This window comes from Aquipseudomonas guryensis (assembly GCF_014164785.1).
GTDB classification, from domain to species: Bacteria; Pseudomonadota; Gammaproteobacteria; order Pseudomonadales; family Pseudomonadaceae; genus Aquipseudomonas; species Aquipseudomonas guryensis.
This window is the reverse complement of the sequence record NZ_JACJFN010000004.1, coordinates 153,533-174,240: the sequence shown is the minus strand read 5'-3', so window position 1 is coordinate 174,240 and position 20,708 is coordinate 153,533. Positions and strand designations below refer to the sequence as shown.

At 62.5% G+C, this 20,708-nt stretch carries 20 protein-coding genes and 6 tRNA genes; 7 read left to right on the top strand and 19 right to left on the bottom strand.

Annotated elements, in window-relative coordinates; translation table 11 throughout:
- Window positions 1-11: 11 nt before the first annotated feature.
- Complete coding sequence (locus H3H45_RS16015) at window positions 12-1,208, bottom strand: molybdopterin molybdotransferase MoeA (protein WP_182834713.1); 1,197 nt, start codon at window positions 1,206-1,208, stop codon at window positions 12-14.
- On the bottom strand, window positions 1,205-1,744 hold the full coding sequence (gene moaB / locus H3H45_RS16010; protein ID WP_182834712.1) for a molybdenum cofactor biosynthesis protein B: 540 nt from the start codon (window positions 1,742-1,744) through the stop codon (window positions 1,205-1,207). The genes H3H45_RS16015 and moaB overlap by 4 nt, the downstream gene beginning before the upstream one ends.
- A gap of 65 nt (window positions 1,745-1,809) precedes the next feature.
- Here moaB and mobA point away from each other — a divergent pair, with 65 nt between their 5' ends.
- The 3 genes from mobA to H3H45_RS15995 all read left to right on the top strand — a co-directional run bounded on the left by mobA (window position 1,810) and on the right by H3H45_RS15995 (window position 2,905).
- Window positions 1,810-2,409, top strand: coding sequence for a molybdenum cofactor guanylyltransferase MobA (gene mobA, locus H3H45_RS16005; RefSeq protein ID WP_182834711.1), 600 nt, complete (start codon window positions 1,810-1,812; stop codon window positions 2,407-2,409).
- Between the two features lie 78 nt (window positions 2,410-2,487).
- Window positions 2,488-2,709 carry a YgdI/YgdR family lipoprotein gene (locus H3H45_RS16000; protein ID WP_182834710.1) on the top strand — a complete coding sequence of 74 codons (222 nt, stop codon included), beginning with the start codon at window positions 2,488-2,490 and terminating at the stop codon, window positions 2,707-2,709.
- Window positions 2,710-2,828: 119 nt separating this feature from the next.
- A tRNA-Pro gene (locus H3H45_RS15995) sits at window positions 2,829-2,905 on the top strand.
- Window positions 2,906-3,017: 112 nt separating this feature from the next.
- Here H3H45_RS15995 and H3H45_RS15990 read toward each other — a convergent pair.
- Window positions 3,018-3,554: a methylated-DNA--[protein]-cysteine S-methyltransferase gene (locus H3H45_RS15990; protein ID WP_235983760.1), complete on the bottom strand. Its 537-nt coding sequence runs from the start codon at window positions 3,552-3,554 to the stop codon at window positions 3,018-3,020.
- 121 nt (window positions 3,555-3,675) lie between these two features.
- Between H3H45_RS15990 and H3H45_RS15985 the strand changes: the two genes are divergently transcribed.
- Window positions 3,676-4,077, top strand: coding sequence for a hypothetical protein (locus H3H45_RS15985; protein WP_182834709.1), 402 nt, complete (start codon window positions 3,676-3,678; stop codon window positions 4,075-4,077).
- 127 nt (window positions 4,078-4,204) lie between these two features.
- On the opposite strand, the gene H3H45_RS15980 is transcribed toward H3H45_RS15985, so the two are convergent.
- Window positions 4,205-4,281 (bottom strand) — tRNA-Arg (locus tag H3H45_RS15980).
- A gap of 109 nt (window positions 4,282-4,390) precedes the next feature.
- On the opposite strand from H3H45_RS15980, the gene H3H45_RS15975 reads away from it, so the two are divergent.
- Window positions 4,391-4,870, top strand: coding sequence for a GNAT family N-acetyltransferase (locus H3H45_RS15975; RefSeq protein ID WP_182834708.1), 480 nt, complete (start codon window positions 4,391-4,393; stop codon window positions 4,868-4,870).
- 241 nt (window positions 4,871-5,111) lie between these two features.
- Window positions 5,112-5,438 (top strand): Arc family DNA-binding protein, encoded by a 327-nt coding sequence (locus H3H45_RS15970; RefSeq protein ID WP_182834707.1) that lies wholly within the window; start codon window positions 5,112-5,114, stop codon window positions 5,436-5,438.
- 86 nt (window positions 5,439-5,524) lie between these two features.
- Here H3H45_RS15970 and mgtE read toward each other — a convergent pair whose 3' ends face one another.
- Window positions 5,525-6,967, bottom strand: coding sequence for a magnesium transporter (gene mgtE / locus H3H45_RS15965; protein ID WP_182834706.1), 1,443 nt, complete (start codon window positions 6,965-6,967; stop codon window positions 5,525-5,527).
- 318 nt (window positions 6,968-7,285) lie between these two features.
- Here mgtE and H3H45_RS15960 point away from each other — a divergent pair, with 318 nt between their 5' ends.
- Complete coding sequence (locus H3H45_RS15960) at window positions 7,286-7,783, top strand: hypothetical protein (RefSeq protein WP_182834705.1); 498 nt, start codon at window positions 7,286-7,288, stop codon at window positions 7,781-7,783.
- Window positions 7,784-7,822: 39 nt separating this feature from the next.
- On the opposite strand, the gene H3H45_RS15955 is transcribed toward H3H45_RS15960, so the two are convergent.
- From H3H45_RS15955 to H3H45_RS15890, 14 genes are all read right to left on the bottom strand, one after another.
- Window positions 7,823-7,899, bottom strand: a tRNA-Arg gene (locus tag H3H45_RS15955).
- Window positions 7,900-7,971: 72 nt separating this feature from the next.
- A tRNA-Arg gene (locus tag H3H45_RS15950) sits at window positions 7,972-8,048 on the bottom strand.
- Window positions 8,049-8,120: 72 nt separating this feature from the next.
- Window positions 8,121-8,197, bottom strand: a tRNA-Arg gene (locus H3H45_RS15945).
- Between the two features lie 53 nt (window positions 8,198-8,250).
- Window positions 8,251-8,341: transfer RNA gene (locus tag H3H45_RS15940), tRNA-Ser, on the bottom strand.
- Between the two features lie 62 nt (window positions 8,342-8,403).
- Window positions 8,404-8,589 carry a carbon storage regulator CsrA gene (gene csrA / locus H3H45_RS15935; RefSeq protein WP_069517029.1) on the bottom strand — a complete coding sequence of 62 codons (186 nt, stop codon included), beginning with the start codon at window positions 8,587-8,589 and terminating at the stop codon, window positions 8,404-8,406.
- A gap of 184 nt (window positions 8,590-8,773) precedes the next feature.
- A complete protein-coding gene (locus H3H45_RS15930) occupies window positions 8,774-10,012 on the bottom strand; it encodes an aspartate kinase (protein ID WP_182834704.1) in 1,239 nt (412 codons plus the stop codon).
- Between the two features lie 101 nt (window positions 10,013-10,113).
- The gene (gene alaS, locus H3H45_RS15925; protein ID WP_182834703.1) at window positions 10,114-12,738 is read right to left on the bottom strand and encodes an alanine--tRNA ligase; all 2,625 of its coding nucleotides are present in this window, start codon (window positions 12,736-12,738) and stop codon (window positions 10,114-10,116) included.
- A gap of 166 nt (window positions 12,739-12,904) precedes the next feature.
- The gene (gene astE, locus H3H45_RS15920; RefSeq protein WP_182834702.1) at window positions 12,905-13,897 is read right to left on the bottom strand and encodes a succinylglutamate desuccinylase; all 993 of its coding nucleotides are present in this window, start codon (window positions 13,895-13,897) and stop codon (window positions 12,905-12,907) included.
- Between the two features lie 14 nt (window positions 13,898-13,911).
- The gene (locus tag H3H45_RS15915; RefSeq protein WP_160490414.1) at window positions 13,912-14,199 is read right to left on the bottom strand and encodes a topoisomerase II; all 288 of its coding nucleotides are present in this window, start codon (window positions 14,197-14,199) and stop codon (window positions 13,912-13,914) included.
- A gap of 14 nt (window positions 14,200-14,213) precedes the next feature.
- Window positions 14,214-15,560, bottom strand: coding sequence for an N-succinylarginine dihydrolase (astB, locus tag H3H45_RS15910; RefSeq protein ID WP_182834701.1), 1,347 nt, complete (start codon window positions 15,558-15,560; stop codon window positions 14,214-14,216).
- Entirely contained in the window at window positions 15,560-17,023 is a 1,464-nt protein-coding gene (gene astD, locus H3H45_RS15905; RefSeq protein ID WP_182834700.1) for a succinylglutamate-semialdehyde dehydrogenase, read from the bottom strand. The genes astB and astD overlap by 1 nt, the downstream gene beginning before the upstream one ends.
- Before the next feature lie 2 nt (window positions 17,024-17,025).
- Window positions 17,026-18,048, bottom strand: coding sequence for an arginine N-succinyltransferase (gene astA / locus H3H45_RS15900; RefSeq protein WP_182834699.1), 1,023 nt, complete (start codon window positions 18,046-18,048; stop codon window positions 17,026-17,028).
- A gap of 88 nt (window positions 18,049-18,136) precedes the next feature.
- Window positions 18,137-19,153, bottom strand: coding sequence for an arginine/ornithine succinyltransferase subunit alpha (gene aruF / locus H3H45_RS15895; protein WP_182834698.1), 1,017 nt, complete (start codon window positions 19,151-19,153; stop codon window positions 18,137-18,139).
- Window positions 19,154-19,314: 161 nt separating this feature from the next.
- Window positions 19,315-20,535: an aspartate aminotransferase family protein gene (locus H3H45_RS15890; protein ID WP_182834697.1), complete on the bottom strand. Its 1,221-nt coding sequence runs from the start codon at window positions 20,533-20,535 to the stop codon at window positions 19,315-19,317.
- Between the last annotated feature and the right edge of the window lie 173 nt (window positions 20,536-20,708).

Sequence of the window (20,708 nt, the reverse complement as noted above, 5' to 3'; positions counted from 1 at the left end):
CTGCGCCCGCCTTAGCCCAGCAGTTCACTCAGCGGAATAAAGCGCAGCAGCTCGCCTTCGGCATAGGTCCTGTCTTCCAGCACTTCCACCAGGCCATCGGCCCAGGCGGCGCTGCGCAGTACGCCGGAACTCTGGTTCGGATAGAGCACTGCGCGACCGCCTTCGAGACGCGCGCGCAGGTACTCGCGGCGCTTGCCGGCCTTGGTCCAGGCGAAACCGGCCGGCACGTCGATGGCCAGCGGCTCGACCTCGACCACACCCAGGCGCCGCAGCAGATAAGGCCGCGCCAGCAGGCCGAACGTGACCAGGGTCGAGGCCGGATTACCCGGCAGACCGATTACCGGCACGCCACGGTAATGGCCGCAGGTCAGCGGTTTGCCTGGCTTGATCGCCAGCTTCCACAGGGTCAGCTCGCCGTCTTCCTGCAGCACCTGGCCGAGAAAATCCGCCTCACCCACCGAAACCCCGCCGGTGGAGAGGATCAGGTCGACATCGGCCAGCGCCGTCAGGGCGTCGCGGGTGCGCTGCAGGTCGTCGGCGAGGATGCCGCCATCCACCACCGTGCAACCCAGGCGGCGCAACCAGGCGCACAGCAGGCTGCGGTTGCTGTTGTAGATCTGCCCCGGGCCCAGCGGCAGGCCAGGCTCGATCAGCTCGTCACCGGTGGACAGCACCGTGACCCGCGGCCGGCGGCGTACCGTCAGCTCGGCACGGCCAAGGGAGGCGATCAGGCCCAGTTCGACCGGGCCCAGGCGGGTGCCGGCGGCCAGCACCTGCTCGCCGGCGCGGGTTTCCTGGCCCTGCGGGCGCACGTTCTGCCCCGCCCGTAGTGGCTCACTGAAACGCACTCGGCCATCGGCCAGGACTTCGGCGTTTTCCTGCATCTCCACGCAGTCGGCCCCGGCCGGCAGCGGTGCGCCGGTGAAGATCCGTGCGCAGGTGCCCGGCTGCAGCGGCGCAGGCGCCTGGCCGGCAAGGATACGCTGGCTGACCGGCAACGGTTCACCCGTGCAATCGGCCAGACGCAGCGCGTATCCGTCCATGGCGCTATTTGGCCAGGGTGGCAGGTCCAGATCGGCGATCAGCGCCTCGGCCAGCACGCGGCCATCGGCATCGGCCAAGGGCACGCTCTCGCACTCGCCAATCGGCGTCGCCGCGGCCTGGGCCAGCAGGCGCGCCAGGGCCTCTTCGACCGGCAGCAGGCTCATCCGCGGCTCTCGCAGGCTCCGACCGGCTTGAGGTGCGGCACGAAGTTGCAGGGCCGATGGCGGTTGTCCAGTTGCTCGGCAAGGATGCCGTCCCAGGCGGTGCGGCAGGCATTGGTCGAGCCCGGCAGGCAGCACACCAGGGTGCCGTTAGCCAGGCCGGCCAGGGCGCGCGACTGAATAGTAGAGGTACCGATATCGGCCACGGAAATCTGCCGGAACAACTCGCCGAAGCCATCCACCTGCTTGTCCAGCAGGCAGCGCACGGCTTCCGGGGTGCTGTCGCGGCCGGTGAAGCCGGTGCCGCCGGTGATCAGCACCACCTGCACCTGGTCTTCGGCGATCCAGTTAGCGACCTGGGCGCGGATCTTGTACAGGTCGTCCTTCAGCAGCACCCGCGCAGCCAGCGTATGCCCGGCGGCGCTGAGGCGATCGACGAACAGCTGGCCCGAGGTATCAGTCTCCAGGCTGCGGGTATCACTGACGGTCAAAACGGCGATATTCAGCGGCACGAATGCCGCCTCGGCCTTGTGGCTCATGGCGCAATCCGGTTGTGGCGAAATTTGGCCGGTGTTATATCACAGGCCCCAGCCAGAGCACTGCCATGACCGACTCCAACCCTCTTCCCGCCTGCTCCATCCTGCTCCTCGCCGGCGGTCGCGGGCAGCGCATGGGCGGCCAGGACAAAGGCCTGCTGGAATGGCGCGGACAAGCGCTGATCGCCCATCTGCACACCGTAGTGCGCCCGCTGAGCGACGACCTGATCATCTCCTGCAACCGCAACGCCGAGCGCTACGCAGCCTTCGCCGATCGCCTGGTGCAGGATGACGACGGCGAATTCCCCGGCCCGCTGGCCGGCATCCGCGCCGGTCTCCAGGCCGCCCGCCAGCCCTGGCTGCTGATCCTGCCCTGCGATGCCCCGCTGATCGATGCGGCCCTGCTGCAAGCCATGCGCGCCCGCGCCGCCGAGCAGCCGGACAGGCCGCTGCTGATCCGTCGTGGCGAACAGTGGGAACCGCTGTTCTGCCTGTTGCCACTCAGCCTCTCCGACGCCATCGAACAGGCCTGGCAGGCCGGCGAGCGCAGCCCGCGGCGCCTGTTGCTGCAGCTCGACGCCCAGGCCTTCGCCTGCGCCGAAGATGACCCGCGCCTGGCCAACCTGAACACCCCTGAGCTGTTGGCTGCAAGCGCACAGCGAGGCTGACAGGCACTTTTCTGCGGAACTTGCCCAGCACTACCCCGTCAGAAACCGGGTACCTACCTGAAAAGACGGGAGAACCCCATGACTCGACAAACCCTTGCCAGCCTGTTTATCGTCCTCGGCTTTAGCACCTTGGCCGGCTGTGCCACGCCCAGTGTGATTACCCTGAATGACGGCCGCGAAATCCAGACCGTGGACGTGCCGGAATATGACGACGAGGCGGGTTTCTACGAGTTCGAACAACTCGACGGCAAACCGGCCAGAATCAACAAGGACGAGGTACTCAGCGTCAAGGAACTGTGAGCCTGCGCCCCGCTCCCGCAGTGGCTGCGCAAGGACTTGAGCAGCCACTGCGAGCACAAAAATCTTCGCGCTAACCCCTTGTGCAGCAAAACCTTTTCGGTACAATGCGCGCCATTGAACGGAGCGTAGCGCAGCTTGGTAGCGCGTCTCGTTCGGGACGAGAAGGTCGCAGGTTCGAATCCTGTCGCTCCGACCAAATTCCCGAAAGTAGAGAACTCAGCGAGTGATCTATTCTGAAAACCGGCCCCCAGTGGCCGGTTTTTTCGTTTCAGCCCCAGCCATACATTTCACTGCCTGGTGACACAACCCTAAAGCATGAGTGACTGCTGTCGCATGATCGGCACCCCCTCCAATTCGAGCAAGGCCAGCTTGCGCTGCAGACCGCCGGCATAGCCGGTAAGGCTGCCATCAGCACCGATGATGCGGTGGCACGGCACGATGATCGAGATCGGATTGAGCGCGTTGGCCCGACCGATAGCCCGGGCCGAAGTCTTGTGTGGCAGCAGTCGCATGCCCAGCTCGGCGTAGGTCAGAATAACGCCGTAAGGCACCTGACGGAGATGGCGCCAGGCCTCATGCTGATAAGGCGTGCCACGCGGCGCCAGGGGCAGATCGAAGACTCGGCGCTGGCCGGCGAAGTATTCCGCGAGCTGCCGGACCACTGGCGCCACCGCAGCCTTATCGCGCTGCCAGGTATACCCATGCCACTGCGCAGGCGCCAGATCGTCAGGCAAAAAATCCAGACGCAGCAACGCGCCCTGCTCGTTCAGCAAGGCCAGCATCGGTCCCAGCGGGGAATCGAAATGATCTCCACAGACCATTTCCTGATCAGTTGTTCTCGGCATAGCGCCTCATGCTGTCGGGACACTGAACTGGGATTAACGGCGATACCGTTCGCACGACCTGACGAGCAGCGCCACCCAGTCGATAGGCAAGCGAGCCACCGCATGGCTATGATCGAACACCATGACCTCCTCTGTCCAAGTTCGCCAACCTTGTCCGCCCGGTGCCTGTAACTGTGGACGTGACGATCTGCTGGATACGCCCGGCGCCGACCTGCGCATCCTCCTCCTGACCCGTACGGAGGAGAAGCGCCTGCTCGAGCGACTGGAAAACATTGTCGACCTCAATGATCTCGAGCATATGCAGCGGCGCCTCCATGAACAGCTAGGCATCCGCCTGGAAGTCGCCCCTGGCTTCAACGAAGTCCGCAGCATGCGCGGCATAGCGATCAGGCTCGATGAACTGCCCGGGCTATGCCGCAAAACCCGCCAGTCGATCCCGGCTGCAATTCGGCGCGGCCTGGAAAAACGCCCGGAAATTGCCTACGGGCTGCTCAACGCCCATGACCTATTGCGGGATGCCTGAGGCAGCCGGACACGGATCGTCGAACAAACGAATGCCCACTAGCTCCTGGAACAGTGCGCAGCGAAAAAGAAGGAATTGGCAAAACGGACCAGAATCATCAACACAGATTCTGCAGCCACTGAGCAAATGGCGTCCCAGAGTGGGTTCGAACCACCAACCTTCCCCTTAGGAGGGGGATGCTCTATCCAATTGAGCTACTGGGACCTGCAAGAAGCGGCAAGCTGAGCCACCTTTGACGGGCCCGCATGTTAACGGGCATGCCTGAATTTGTCATGCCGTACACCCTGTTTCACTCATCAGCACGGTATCCAGCATGCCGAGTCATTCCTCCTCCGGCAAAACCACGGACTGCGATCTTAAAATTCGCCGCGCCCGACCCAGCGACGCCCAGCAACTGGCCAGTTTGCTCAAACAACTCGGCCACGGTGAGGCGGCAGCAGACAGCATCAGCCTTGCACAGCACCTGAGTCCAAGAGCCAACCGCGAAGTTCTGGTGGCAGAACAAGACGACCTGCTACTGGGGACCTGCACGCTGCACCTGATCGAGCACCTCGCCCATGGCTTCGCCCGCTCGGCGATCATCGAAGACATGGTGGTAGACAGCGAACAGCGCGATCACGGGATAGGCAGAGCCTTGATGCTCCACGCCATCAACCAGGCAAACCTCTGGGGTTGCTACAAAGTGGGATTATCGAGCGCGGTATGGCGCCAGACTGCCCATGACTTCTATCGAAACCTGGGCTTCGAGCAACATGGGATAAGCCTCGCCCTCAACCTGAAAGCCGCGCTCTAGCTGGGAAAGCGAGAGATACTGGTACGATCGTTTTGTATAGTGGCACGCATTTCAGACAACTGGTGCTGGCAATGAGCCTGCATCAGGGGGCAAAATCTGACACGCAATTGGCGTCAAATACTCGACCCACTAACGAAATGTCGATGTAAACGGTGAACGGCTAGCGCCACACGCAGTCATAGCAGTAACAATCGAATAGCCCAATGCCAGCATCGCTTTCCTGAACTAACCGGTTTAATGTATGCGCCCTATGAAACAAGCTATCTATTCCAGCCGCACGGCTGACAAGTTTGTGGTTCGCCTCCCCGACGGCATGCGCGAGCGCATTGCTGACGTGGCGCGCAACCATCATCGCAGCATGAACTCGGAAATCATCGCCCGCCTGGAGCAGACTCTGCTGCAGGAAGGCGTATTGGGAGATGACCAAGGCTTACGCCTGGACAGCCCGGAGCTTTCCCTGCATGAGCGCGAACTGCTGCAGCGTTTCCGTCAGCTGTCGCACCGCCAGCAGAATGCCCTGGTTGCCCTGATCGCCCACGATGCTGAGTTGGCTGCCGAACAGGCATAAGCCATAAACCGAAAAAGCCGGCTTGATCGCCGGCTTTTTCATGCCCGTAAAAAAGCCGCCCGTAGGCGGCTTTTTTATTGCGATGGCTACAGCAGGAAAATTGTAGCCAAGCCCAGAAAGATGAAGAAGCCGCCGCTATCGGTCATCGCTGTGATCATCACACTGGCACCCATGGCCGGGTCACGCCCCATACGCACCAGCGTCATCGGAATCAACACCCCCATCAGCGCTGCCAGGAGCAGATTGAGGGTCATCGCCCCCGTCATTACGACACCCAGAGACCAGCTGTCATACAGCAGGAAAGCCACCACACCGATCACCCCGCCCCAGACCAGGCCATTGACCAGCGCTACTCCCAGCTCCTTGCGCACCAGGCGCGAGGTATTGCCGGTACCCACCTGATCCAGGGCCATGGCACGCACGATCATGGTGATGGTCTGATTACCCGAGTTACCCCCGATACCCGCCACAATCGGCATCAGCGCCGCCAGCGCCACCAGCTTCTCGATCGAGCCCTCGAACAGACCGATCACCCGCGAGGCGACAAAAGCAGTGATCAGGTTGATCGCCAGCCAGGACCAGCGGTTGCCGAGCGACTTCCACACCGACGCAAACAGGTCTTCTTCTTCGCGCAGACCGGCCATGTTGAGCACTTCGGTCTCACTCTCCTCACGGATAAGGTCGACCATCTCGTCGATGGTCAGACGACCGATCAACTTGCCGGAGGCATCGATTACGGGTGCAGAAACCAGGTCGTAACGCTCGAAAGCCTGCGCCGCGTCATAGGCATCTTCGTCCGGACCGAAGCTGACCGGATCGCTGGCCATGATCTCGCCAACCTGCTTGTCCGGATCATTGACCAGCAGACGCTTGATTGGCAGCACGCCCTTGAGGATGCCGTCATAGTCGACCACGAACAGTTTGTCGGTATGGCCAGGCAGCTCCTTGAGTCGCCGCAAATAGCGCAGCACTACTTCGAGACTGACATCCTCGCGAATGGTGACCATCTCGAAGTCCATCAGCGCACCGACCTGATCCTCCTCATAGGACAACGCCGAGCGCACGCGCTCGCGCTGTTGCGCATCGAGGGACTCCATCAGTTCAAGCACCACATCACGTGGCAACTCGGGAGCCAGATCCGCCAGCTCGTCCGCATCCATTTCACGGGCAGCCGCAAGGATCTCGTGATCATCCATGTCCGCAATCAGCGACTCACGGACAGCATCGGAAACTTCGAGGAGGATGTCGCCGTCGCGCTCAGCCTTGACCAGTTGCCAGACGGTCAGACGCTCATCGAGCGGCAGGGCTTCAAGGATATGGGCGACGTCGGCCGAGTGCAGCTCATCAAGCTTGCGCTGCAACTCGGCGAGGTTTTGCCGATGAACCAGGTTTTCCACCAGGTCCCGGTGCTGGCCTTCCTGGCGATGTGCCAGGCCTTCGACCAGCTTGTGCCGATGCAACAGTTCAACCACCTGCGCCAGGCGGTCCTGCATGCTCTCTTGCGGCTTTTTGGCTTCTACTTCAGTCATATGGCGCGCTCCACCCCAGCAGCAGAGCACGCCACGGGGATCAATCAGTCAATACGCGATTGGGCAATCGGGGTTTTGAGTAACTACTGGGTAAGTCCATGGTGGGATTCCACAAGCCCCGGCGGGGCTGACCGGGTAATGATAGCACTCCAATCAGCCCGGGACGCGACAAAATCACGGCAAGAACAAGCGCTTGCATCACATACCTCAGTAGTGATTACAGGCTTGACTCTGACGTTTGCGGTGCGTCACAAGACACCACTGGCACATTGAGCTGCCGCGACTAGGCTTGCCCAGGAACGTCATGGAGGACGCCTTATGCTACGACTGATATGCGCAGGACTTTGCGCAGCCCTGCTCCACCCCAGCCAAGAACCACTCGCCTCGACTGTGTTTCGCTGCGAGGATACCAGCGGCCATATCACCTACACCCGCAACGGCTGCCCGCCAGATGCCAGCCAGGCGCTGCAGAGCGCCGAAAACCAGACGCCAGGCCAAGGCAAGCCAATACCACTGGCCAAGACCAGCAAGAGCCAGAGCAGCAAGAGTGATAAAAACAATGACATGCAGGTGCTCGTCACCGGCGCGAAGCAGGACGGCTGCGGCAATCGAGTCACTGGCAGCGAGCGGCGCAATGCCATTATCCGCCAGCAGGTGCGCAGCGGCATGACCCAGAGCGACGTGGAAAGCAGCCTAGGCAAGCCGGATAAAGTCACCACCCAGGATGGCCAGACTCGCTATCAATACACGGATACGGATGGCAATCGACGCCAAGTGACCTTCGATGAAGGCGGCTGCGTAAAAGGTAAACGCTGAAAAGCAAAAGGCCCGCATGTCTGCGGGCCTTTCGTTTTATGGTGCACTCAGGAGGATTCGAACCTCCGACCGCTCGGTTCGTAGCCGAGTACTCTATCCAGCTGAGCTATGAGTGCATATGGCGCTTTTAAACCAGATCACCACTGGCTGAAACCGAATCAACCACATTGCTGCGCATGATTCTTAAATGGTGCACTCAGGAGGATTCGAACCTCCGACCGCTCGGTTCGTAGCCGAGTACTCTATCCAGCTGAGCTATGAGTGCAGATGGTGCTTTTTAACCAGATCACCGCTGGCTGAAACAAAATGGCCTGCATCACTGCAAGCCATTCTGATTTGGTGCACTCAGGAGGATTCGAACCTCCGACCGCTCGGTTCGTAGCCGAGTACTCTATCCAGCTGAGCTATGAGTGCATGTAACGCTTGCACTGCAGACATTCAACATCAACGCCTACAGCACTAAATAATGGCGGAGAAGGGGGGATTCGAACCCCCGACACCCTTTTGAGGTGTACTCCCTTAGCAGGGGAGCGCCTTCGGCCACTCGGCCACCTCTCCGCAACACGGGGCGCATGATAACCATGTTTTCCCCGTTTGCAAAGCCAAAATTTCGATAAAAATTAGTGGCTTGGTTCGTCGCCCTTCTCTTTCTGAATACGTTGGTAAATTTCCTCACGGTGCACGGCAACTTCCTTCGGAGCGTTGACGCCGATGCGCACCTGATTACCTTTCACGCCTAACACAGTGACGGTCACTTCATCACCGACCATCAGGGTCTCTCCGACCCGGCGAGTCAGAATCAGCATTCCTTTCTCCTCACGGATTTAGTTCAGGACAACAAGTCTGCAGAAAATAAAATAGTGGCAGCCCCGCGAAGCTCTAATCGGAACCTTCACTCAAGTATTGACCAGTGCGGGCAAAAGGAAAGTTCCGCCGCACCACTCAAAAAGGCAAAAGGCGCGGACTAGTCCGCGCCTTTTGGGCAACGCATCACTCGCCCTGTCGGGCCGGAGCGTCCAGTTCGAAGGCAGTGTGCAGCGCGCGCACCGCCAGCTCCAGGTATTTCTCTTCGATCACCACGGAAACCTTGATTTCCGAAGTCGAGATCATCTGGATATTGATGGTTTCCTTGGCCAGCGCCTCGAACATGCGGCTAGCAACGCCGGCATGGGAACGCATGCCGACGCCAACGATGGAAACCTTGGCGATATTGGTGTCGCCGATCACTTCACGGGCACCCAGCTCGCGCGCGGTGTTTTCCAACACGCCCATGGCGTTGTTGTAGTCATTGCGGTGCACGGTGAAGGTAAAGTCGGTGGTGTTATCATGCGCCACGTTCTGCACGATCATGTCCACTTCGATATTGGCGGCACTGATCGGACCGAGGATCTTGAAGGCCACGCCCGGAATATCCGGCACGCCACGGATGGTCAGCTTGGCTTCGTCGCGGTTGAAAGCGATGCCGGAGATGATCGGCTGTTCCATGGATTCCTCTTCATCAAGGGTAATGAGGGTGCCTGGCCCCTCCTGGAAGCTGTGCAGCACGCGCAGCGGGACGTTGTACTTGCCGGCGAATTCCACCGAGCGGATCTGCAGCACCTTGGAGCCGAGGCTGGCCATTTCCAGCATCTCTTCGAAGGTGATCTTGTCCAAGCGCTGGGCCTTGGGCACCACACGAGGATCGGTGGTGTAGACGCCATCGACGTCGGTGTAGATCTGGCACTCGTCTGCTTTCAGCGCCGCAGCCAGGGCCACACCCGTGGTATCGGAGCCGCCACGACCGAGCGTGGTGATGTTGCCTTCCTCGTCCACGCCCTGGAAACCGGCGACCACGACCACACGACCAGCCTTGAGGTCGGCGCGAATGCGCTGGTCGTCGATCTGCAGAATGCGCGCTTTGGTGTGGGCGCTGTCGGTGAGGATGCGCACCTGGTTGCCGGTGTAGGACACCGCCGGCACGCCCAGCTTGATCAGGGCCATGGCCAGCAGGGCAATGGTCACCTGCTCGCCAGTGGAAACCATCACGTCGAGTTCGCGCGGCACCGGCTGACCATCGCTGACCTGCTTGGCCAGTTCGATCAGGCGGTTGGTTTCGCCACTCATGGCGGAAACCACGACGACGATATCATCGCCGCCTGCGCGGAACTTCTTCACCTTCTCGGCCACCTGCTGAATACGCTCGACGGTGCCGACGGAGGTGCCCCCAAACTTCTGTACGATCAAAGCCATGTCAAAAAGCCGCCTGATTCCTCGAAGGGCGCCCATTAAACCCGCATCGGGTCATACTGCCAAGGCCTGCCGGACGCACTGCAGGCCTGGTTTTTGCTGTTTTACAGCGCTTGTTCGACGAAGGTCGCAGCCAGGGCCAGCGCCTCGTCCAGTTTGCCGGCATCGACACCGCCACCCTGGGCCATGTCCGGACGACCGCCGCCCTTGCCGCCGACAGCCGCTGCAGCCTGACGCATCAGGTCGCCGGCCTTGAGCTTGGCGGTCAGGTCCTGGGTCACGCCGGCAACCAGCACAACCTTGTCGTCCTGCACGCCGCCGAGCAGGATCACCGCGCTGCCGAGCTTGTTCTTCAGCTGATCAACCATCGCCAGCAGGGCCTTGCCGTCCAGACCGTCGAGACGTGAAGCCAACACCTTGATGCCTTTGATCTCGACAGCGGAACCAGCCAGGTCATTGCCGGCGGCACTGGCGGCCTTGGCCTTGAGCTGCTCCAGCTCCTTTTCCAGCTGACGGTTGCGCTCGATCAGGCCGGACAGCTTGTCCAGCACGTTGTCGCGACTGCCCTTGACCAGCGCAGCGGCTTCTTTCAGCTGTTCTTCCGCGCTGTTCAGCCAGGCCAGCGCCGCGGCGCCGGTGACCCCTTCGATACGACGCACACCGGCGGCCACACCGCATTCGCTGGTGATCTTGAACAGACCGATATCGCCGGTACGCGAGACGTGGGTACCACCGCACAGCTCAACGGAGAAGCTGCCACCCATGCTCAGCACGCGCACTTCATCGCCGTATTTCTCGCCGAACAGCGCCATGGCGCCTTTCTGCTTGGCGGTTTCAATGTCGGTCTCTTCGGTCTCGACGGCCGAGTTCTTGCGGATCTCGGCGTTGACCAGTTCTTCCAGGGCTTTCAGCTGCTCGGGCTTGATCGCCTCGAAGTGGCTGAAGTCGAAGCGCAGACGCTGGCTGTCGACCAGCGAGCCCTTCTGCTGCACGTGCTCACCGAGGATCTGGCGCAGCGCCGCGTGCAACAGGTGGGTCGCGGAATGGTTCAGCGCGGTGGCCTGGCGCACCGAGGCATCGACCACGGCCTGCAGCTCGGCACCAAGATTGATCGCACCCTGAGCCACGATAGCGTGGTGCAGAAAGGCACCACCGGCCTTGGTGGTATCACGCACATCGACGCGCACACCGGCAGCAGTCAGGTAACCGGTATCACCCACCTGACCGCCGGATTCGGCGTAAAACGGTGTCTGGTCGAGGACGATCACGCCCTCCTCTCCTTCGCCCAGGCTGTCGACAGCGGCACCTGCCTTGAACAGGGCGATAACCTTACCGGCACCCTGGGTGCCCGCATAACCGGTGAAAACGGTATCCACGTCGACCTTGACCAGGCTGTTGTAGTCCAGGCCGAAGGCGCTGGCGGAGCGGGCGCGCTCACGCTGGGCATCCATCTCGCGCTCGAAGCCTTCCTCGTCGAGGGTCAGCTCGCGCTCACGGGCGATGTCGCCGGTGAGGTCCATGGGGAAGCCGTAGGTGTCGTACAGCTTGAAGATCACTTCGCCGGGGATGACGCTGCCCTTCAGCTCGGAAAGATCCTGCTCGAGGATTTTCAGGCCCTGTTCCAGGGTCTTGGCGAACTGCTCTTCCTCGGTCTTCAGCACGCGCTCGATATGCGCCTGCTGCTGTTTCAGTTCGGGGAAGGCTTCGCCCATCTCGCCGACCAGCGCGGCAACGATCTGGTAGAAGAAGCTGCCCTTGGCGCCCAGCTTGTTACCGTGGCGACAGGCGCGACGGATGATACGACGCAGCACGTAGCCGCGACCTTCGTTGGACGGGGTCACGCCATCGGCGATCAGGAAGCCGCAGGAACGGATGTGATCGGCCACCACTTTCAGCGAAGCCTGGGCCTCGTTGGCGCAGCCGATGGCCTTGGCCGCAGCGTTCAGCAGGCTCTGGAACAGGTCGATCTCGTAGTTCGAGTTGACGTGCTGCAGCACCGCGCTGATGCGCTCCAGGCCCATGCCGGTGTCCACGCTCGGCGCCGGCAGCGGGTGCAGCACGCCGTCCGCGGTGCGGTTGAACTGCATGAACACGTTGTTCCAGATCTCGATGTAGCGGTCGCCGTCTTCTTCCGGCGAGCCGGGCGGGCCGCCCCAGATGTGCTCGCCGTGGTCGAAGAAGATCTCGGTGCACGGGCCGCACGGGCCGGTATCGCCCATGGCCCAGAAGTTGTCGGAAGCGTACGGCGCGCCCTTGTTGTCACCGATGCGAATCATCCGCTCGGCCGGGATGCCGACTTCCTTGTGCCAGATGTCGTAGGCCTCGTCATCGGTGGCGTAGACGGTGACCCAGAGTTTCTCTTTTGGCAGGTTCAGCCACTTATCGGAAGTCAGGAACTCCCAAGCGTAGCTGATGGCGTCACGCTTGAAATAGTCGCCGAAGCTGAAGTTACCCAGCATTTCGAAGAAGGTGTGATGGCGCGCGGTGTAGCCGACGTTTTCCAGATCGTTGTGCTTGCCGCCAGCACGCACGCACTTCTGGCTGGTGGTGGCGCGGGTGTAGGCGCGCTTTTCCAGGCCGAGGAAACAGTCCTTGAACTGGTTCATCCCGGCGTTGGTGAACAGCAGGGTCGGGTCGTTCGCCGGGATCAGCGAGCTGGATGCGACACGGGTGTGCCCCTTCTCTTCGAAGAAGCGGAGGAAGGCTTCACGGATTTCTGCGCTTTTCATGTATTTCTTCCAGGCAAACGACGGCCACGGCAAGCCGGCAAAGGGCCGCATTATATCGGCCCCGCGCGGCAGGCACAGCCCGTTTACGGGGAAAAAGGATAGAAAACGGCTATCGACTGGATGAAGCGCGCAGAAAATGACCGGTGCGCCGGTTTTGCTCTGCGACTTAGAGGGTAGTAGGAACGATCAGGATTCCCGCACGCAGACCGTTCTTGACCTTGGGATTGGGGAAGATGATCCGTGCACCCTGCTCTTCCACCAGCCAGCGGGTGCCGGCGATGTCCTCGGCCAGCAGGTAGCCGACCGGTAGCTCGCTGAAGTTCTCCACGTCGCTGGGCAGATTCAGCTTGAAGGCATCGCTGTGCTTGATTACCTCACGCGCCACGCTGAACAGCTGCAGCCCATCGAGCCGGGTATCGGCCGGCTCGTTGTTCTCGATCAGCTGCTGCAGACGCTGCTCCAGCAGATCGAGATTGACCTCCTGGTTCTGCCCGAATGGCCGTGCCTTGCCCAGCTCCAGGGTAAAGGCCTCGGCATCCAGGTGCGCGTAGGTGTAGGAACTGAAGGTGATGCCAACCTTCTTCTGCAGCAGCACCGCATCGATACCTGCGGCACGCAGGCGCGCCAGCTCGCTGGCTGAATGCTTACGCCCTTCGGCATAGGGGTAGAGGGCAAACTGCTCGATCTTCGAGGCGCGAATGGCGGTATGCAGGTCGTAATGCAGGCGGGCACGCCCGGTCTTGCTGAAGAAAGCCGCCGCCAGACGCTCCAGTTCGTTGGCACGCAGGGCCTCGGGACCACTGCTCTGCTCGTGGCGACCGCTGAACAGACGGTTGATGTCCTGCTCGATATAGCGCTCGCCGCGACGCATGGCCTCGGGATTGCCGAACAGAAAGAGAATGCGCGCCTGCGGAATCAGCTGCCCAGAGGCAATGCGCTGCAGCAGGCGGTCGAGCAGTTCGATCGGAGCGGTTTCGTTGCCATGGATACCGGCGGACAGCAACAAATCGAGGCCGCAGTCGGCACCGACCGGCGGGGTTACTTCCAGCGCCCCGAGGCCCAGCCAGTGCAAGCGCGCACCCTCGCGGGTCAGCTGAATCTTCTCGGTCGGCTCACGGCCGGCCAGGGTCAGTTCAAGCAGTTTGCCGAGGGCGAGCATGGCAGCAGACGTCCTTAGTGGTTGCAGTCCGGACCATGCACATGGTCGTCATCTTCGTCGCCGACCTCGGCCGGTTCCATCTCCAGCTGCAGGCTGACCAGGTTAGTGGCCAGCGGGCGCAGCAGCAGGTTGGCGTATTCGGCGTCACCCTCCTCCACATCCACACCGATCAGCAGCTGACCGTTGCCGGCAGTCTGAATCCACACTTCCTTGCCCTGCCAGATGACGGCAAAGCGCGTGCAGGAAGTTTCCAGCTGGGTGCCGTCAGTGTCTTCGAGGATAAGTTGCAGGGCGTCGGACATGAAATAAGTACTCTTTAAGCCAATTGGAAAGGATAAACCGCGCCTAGTTTAAGGATCTGCGTCAGTTCATCCAATGCCGTGCGGCATTCGATGAGCAGTTGCGGATCGGCCAGGTCGCTTTCCGCCAACCGATCACGGTAGTGCTTGCCGACCCAGCTGGTCAGGGTTTCGTACAGGTTCGGGGTCATGATCACGCCAGGATTGACCGCCGCCAGTTCGTTGTCCTTGAGCGCCACGCGCAGGCGCAGGCAAGCCGGTCCACCGCCGTTCTGCATGCTCTGTTTGAGGTCGAACACCTTGACCTCGCGAATCGGGCCGTTGCCGCTGGTGAGCTGCTGCAGGTAGTTCCACACATTGCTGTTGTTGCGGCACTCCTCCGGCACGATCAGCAGCATGTTGCCGTCGGCGCGAGTCAGCAGCTGACTGTTGAACAGGTACGAGCGCACTGCATCGTCCACCGTCACCGCTTCACGCGGCACACAGACCGCCTGGAAGTTGCCGCCACGGCGGCCGAGCTTGGCGGCCAGTTCGGCCAGCACCCGCTCAGTGTCGAGGAAGGCATCCTGATGGTAGAACAGCACTTCGCCGTTACCCACCGCGATCACATCATTATGGAACACACCCTGGTCGATCACCGCCGGGTTCTGTTGAGCATAGACCACACCCTCGTCGCTCAGGCCATGCAGGCGGGCGATGGCCTGCGAGGCTTCCAGGGTCTGCCGCGCGGGGTAACGCTGTGGCGCCGGGTAGCGGCTGTCGAAGGCGCTGCGACCGTAGACAAAGAACTCCACACCGGCATCGCCATAGCCCTTGCAGAAGCGCGTGTGGTTGGCCGCACCTTCATCGCCGAACTGGCCGACCGCCGGCAACGCGGCGTGGTGAGCGAAGTGCTGCTCGCTGGCGAACATGGCGCCAAGCACGCGGCTGGTGGTCGGGTGCTCGATGCTGCGGTGGAACTTGCAGTTGAGGTTGGCCGCAGTGAAATGCACGCGGCCGTCGGCGGTGTCGGCACTCGGGCTGACGGTGCAGGAGTTGGCCGTCCACATGCTGGAAGCCGAACTTACAGCCGCCAGCAACGGCATCGCCTCTTTCGCCGCCTGGGCAATCACCTGCGCATCAGTGCCGGCGAAACCCAGGCTGCGCAAGGCCGCGACGTCTTGGCGCTCCTGCGGGGCAAATACGCCCTGCTTGAAGCCCATTTCCATCAGTGCCTTCATCTTGCCCAGGCCCTGCAGTGCCGCTTCCTTAGGACTGGAAGTAGCCTGACTGTTGCTCTGCGACGCCACGTTGCCATAGGACAGGCCGCCGTAGTTGTGGGTCGGGCCAACCAGGCCATCGAAGTTCATTTCATAGGCGGACATTACAGACTCACTCCCGGGGTCAGGGTGGCGGGCAGGCTCAGGGTTTCACTTTCCAGCGAGGCGACCGGGTAGGCGCAATAGTCGGCCGCGTAGTAGGCACTGGCGCGGTGGTTGCCGGAGGCGCCGACACCGCCGAACGGCGCGCTGCTGGCGGCGCCGGTCAGCTGCTTGTTCCAGTTGACGATGCCGGCGCGGCTCTCGATGAGGAACTGCTGGTAGCGCTCGGCGGAATCCGACAGCAGGCCAGCGGCCAGACCGAACTGGGTGTTGTTGGCCTCGGCGATGGCAGCGTCGAAATCGGCGTAGCGGATCACCTGCAGCAGCGGGCCGAAGAATTCCTCGTCGATGCGCTCGCTGACGGCGGTGACGTCGATGATGCCCGGGGTCAGCAGCGCTGCGTTCGGCAGCGGCTGGATCATCTCCAGCAGCACGCTGGCGCCCTGATCGGCCAGCTGACGCTGGGCCTTGAGCAGATGCTCGGCGGCTTGCAGAGAGATCACCGAGCCCATGAAGGGCGCCGGCTGCTCGTCGAAGGCGCCGACCTTGATCGTCGAACTGACCGCCACCAGGCGCGCCAGCAGGGCATCGCCCCACGCGCCTGCCGGCACCAGCAGGCGCCGCGCACAGGTGCAGCGCTGGCCAGCAGAGATAAAGGCGGACTGGATAATGGTGTACACGGCCGCATCCAGATCGGCGACCTGATCGACCACCAGCGGGTTGTTGCCGCCCATTTCCAGGGCGAGGATCTTGTCCGGACGGCCGGCGAACTGGCTGTGCAGCAGGTTGCCGGTGCGGCTGGAGCCGGTAAAGAACAGGCCATCGATGCCGGTGCTGGCAGCCAGGGCCACGCCGGTTTCACGGGCGCCCTGCACCAGGTTGAGCACGCCAGCCGGCAGACCGGCTTCGATCCAGCACTTGACCGTCAGCTCGGCGACTTTCGGGGTCAGCTCGCTGGGCTTGAACACCACCGCGTTACCGGCCAGCAGCGCCGGCACGATATGACCGTTGGGCAGATGGCCAGGGAAATTGTAGGGGCCGAATACCGCCACCACGCCATGGGGTTTGTGGCGCAACACGGCAGTGGCATCGGCCAGCGGGCCGCTCTTGGTGCCGGTGCGCTCGCGGTAGCTCTGCACGGAGATGGCGACCTTGTTGACCATGCTGGTCACTTCGGTGGCGGACTCCCACAGCGGCTTGCCGGTTTCCTCGCCGATGCAGCGCGCCAGCTCGTCACTGTGCGCCTTGAGGGTCGCAGCGAACTGCTCGAGCACGGCAATGCGCTCTTCCAGCGTACGTCGCGCCCAGGCCGGAAACGCAGCGCGGGCAGCCTGCACGGCGGCCTCGACCTGCGCGGCACTGGCGCCCTGGCCAGCCCAGATACTTTCCTGAGTCACCGGATTGAGGGAGCTGAACGCCTCGCCCTGACCGGACTGCCAGTGACCAGCGATGAAGTGAGTAGTCATTGTTATTGTGTCTCCTTGGCCGACAGCGGTACCGCGCGCACCTGGGCACCGACGGCGAGTTGCAGGCGTTTGGCGGTGAGCGCATCGACCACCAGGGTGCCGGCGGCGACTCGCGCCGGGGCGGCTGTGATGCGACAGTCTTCACGCTTGCGGTTGTGGATCAGGTAAGGCGTGGCGTCATCGCCGGGGGTGCCGACGGCGAGCACCAGGGTCTGGCTGTTCTGCACCGCACGGATCTTGTCGGTGGGCACCTCGATGGCCGGGCCGGCGTCGAAGATGTCGACATAGCCCTGGTAGGCGAAGCCCTCGCCCTTGAGCATGGCCAGCGCCGGCTCGGTGTCCGGGTGGACGCGACCGATGGTGCTGCGCGCCTCCGGGGAGAGGAAGCAGGTGTAGAGCGGGAACTTGGGCATCAGCTCGGCGATGAAGGCCTTGTTGCCGACGCCGGTGAGGTAGTCGGCCTGGCTGAATTCCATCTTGAAGAAGTGCCGACCGAGGCTTTCCCAGAACGGCGAACGGCCATCGGCGTCGGACATGCCGCGCATCTCGGCGATCACCTTGTCACCGAACAGCTCACGGAATTCGGCGATGAACAGGAAACGCGCCTTCGACAGCAGACGGCCATTGAGGCCGGTGCGATGCTCGGCATGCAGGAACAGCGAGCACAGCTCGGAGTTGCCGGTGAGGTCGTTGGCGAGGAACAGGGTGGGAATCTCGCGGTGGATCTTCAGCTCCTGCGAGGCGCTCACGGTCAGGCCCAGGCGGTAGTTGTACCAGGGCTCGCGCATGCCCACGGCACCGGCCACGGCGGAGATGCCGACGACCTTCCCGTCATCGTCTTCGAGCACGAACAGGTAGTCGGCATCGGCGCGCTCGGCCTCGCCGCGAAAAGTCTTCTCCGCCCAGCTGACCCGGTGCGCCAGCCGCTCCATGTTGGCCGGCAAGGTGGTCAGCCCGGCGCCGGTGCTGCGGGCCAGGTCGAACAGCGCCGGCAAATCGGCACTACGGACGGGGCGAACGATCATAGATCCTCCGGATAGCGGCCTGCCTGCGGCGGCCAGCTACGAGTTTGAAAGGTATCCAGGCATGCTGCGCGCAGCACGCCGCTTGTAGTTAAACCGCGACCAGCCTGACGCTGACGCCTTCACCGACACCCAGGGCCTCGGCCGCTTCGGCGGACAGGGTTACCGGCTTGCCGGGTACCCAATCGAGGTCGGCGACGATGGCGCGGAAGTCCTGCAGTTGGCCGTTGCTCACCAGGTACTGGCGGCCACCCTTGCCCGGCTCACCGATACGCAAGGGCACCACACGGCTCTGGGCGATCGAGCGGATGCCCGAGGTGCGCGCATGCAGGGTCGGGCCGCCGTCGAAGATGTCGATGTAGTGATCGGTCTCGAAGCCTTCGCGCATGAGGATGTCGAAGGTCACCTGGGCGCGACTGTAGACCTGGCCCATAGCTTCCTGCGCGCTATCGGGCAGCAGCGGCACGTAGATCGGGTAATGCGGCATCAGCTCGGCGAGGAAGGTGCGGCTCTTCAGGCCACACAGGCGCTCGGCCTCGGTGTAGCTCATGTCGAAGAAGTTGCGCCCGACCGCATCCCAGAACGGCGAATCGCCGTGCTCATCGCTGTAGCCGACGATCTCCACCACCATGGCGTCGGCGAAACGCTCCGGGTGGCTGGCAACGAACAGCAGACGAGCCCGCGAGTTGAGCTCGGCGAAGGCGCTGTCGACCAGTTCGCGCTGCACGTAGAAGCTGGTCAGCAGGCTGTTGCCGGTGAGGTCGTGGCACAGCGAGAGGACGTGGATCTTGTTGTGGATCTTCAGCTCGCGCGAGGCATGCACGAAGGTCTCGTTGCGGAAGCTGTAGAAGGGCTCGGAGTAACCGGCTGAGGCGACGATGCCGGAGCAGCCGACCAGGCGGCCGCTGGCGGTGTCTTCGAGGACGAAGAAGTAGCTCTCCTCGCCATTGAAACTGACTTCGGCGGCGAACGAGGCCTCCGAGGCGGCGATCTTGTCGCTCAGGCGGGCTGCGTCGTCCGGCAGTGACGTGACACCTACCGGGCTATCCGCAGCCAGACGCTGCACTTCGGCAAGGTCGGACAGTTGCGCGGGGCGCATCACCAGCATGGCGTCACTCCTTTTTCAATAAAAGCTCCAGGCGCCTCAATGGAAGGCGCTGGAGAAAGACCGGGCCATGGCCCGATCACGCATGGAATTGCTCGTCCTGAGAAAGCAGGCGGCACTGCCTGTGCCGCCAACCGGCCGCGCCCGCAGGCGCGGCCAGGGCATCAGCCCTGTACCAGCTTGGCCACGGCGCGCTCGAAGCGGTCCAGGCCTTCGTTGATGTCGGCGTCTTCCACCACCAGGCTCGGGGCGAAGCGCACCACATCCGGACTGGCCTGCAGCACCATCACGCCTTCGACGGCGGCGGCATCCAGCACGGCCTTGGCCTTGCCCTTCCAGGCATCGGCTAGCACGCAGCCGAGCAGCAGGCCGAGGCCACGCACTTCGCTGAACACGCCGTACTTCTCGCCGATCGCCCGCAGGCGGTTGGTGAACTGCTGGTGCTTGGCCTTCACCCCTGCCAGTACGGCCGGGGTATTGATCACGTCAATCACCGCCTCGCCAACGGCGCAGGCCAGCGGGTTGCCGCCGTAGGTGGTGCCGTGGGTACCGACCGCCAGGTGCTTGGCCAGCTCGGTGGTGGTGAGCATGGCGCCGATCGGGAAACCGCCACCCAGGCTCTTGGCGCTGGAGAGGATGTCCGGGGTCACGCCGTAGTGCATGTAGGCGAACAGCTGGCCGCTGCGGCCCATGCCGCTCTGTACTTCGTCGAATACCAGCAGCGCGTTGTGCTCGTCACAAAGTTTGCGCGCGCCTTCCAGGTAGGCCTGCTCGGCCGGCAGCACGCCGCCCTCGCCCTGGATCGGTTCCAGCACCACGGCGCAGGTCTTGTCGGAAATCGCCGCTTTCAGCGCAGCCAGGTCGTTGTACGGGACATGCGTAATGCCCTGGATCTTCGGCCCGAAACCATCGGAATACTTCGGCTGGCCGCCGACGCTGACGGTGAACAGGGTGCGGCCGTGGAAGCTGTTGATGGCGGCGATGATCTCGCACTTCTCCGGACCGAATTTGTCATGGGCAACGCGACGGGCCAGCTTGAAGGCGGCCTCGTTGGCTTCGGCACCGGAGTTGCAGAAAAACACGCGGTCGGCGAAGGTGGCGTCGACCAGCTTGTGCGCCAGGCGCAGGGCCGGCTCGTTGGTGAACACGTTGGAGATGTGCCACAGGGTGTTGGCCTGCTCGGTCAGCGCACTGACCAGCGCCGGATGGCAGTGGCCCAGCACGTTGACGGCGATGCCACCGGCGAAGTCGATCAGCTCGCGACCGCTTTGATCCCAGACTCGCGAACCCTGGCCACGCACCGGAACGAAAGCGGCGGGCGCATAGTTGGGGACCATGACCTGGTCGAAATCGGCGCGTTGCACCGGATCGTGCTGAACGGACATCTGAGCTCTCCTGAATAAGCAGCACCAGCACTGAATGGCAGGTGATGAAAGGATTGTAGGGGCTGGTTACGGGCCCGCATTGCCGCCATGCGACAACTTCTTACAGCGGCAACCCGTGGTTTTCCGGGGCTTTCGGCAATGCGACAGAAAGCAGCGGAATTGCGCAGTTTAAA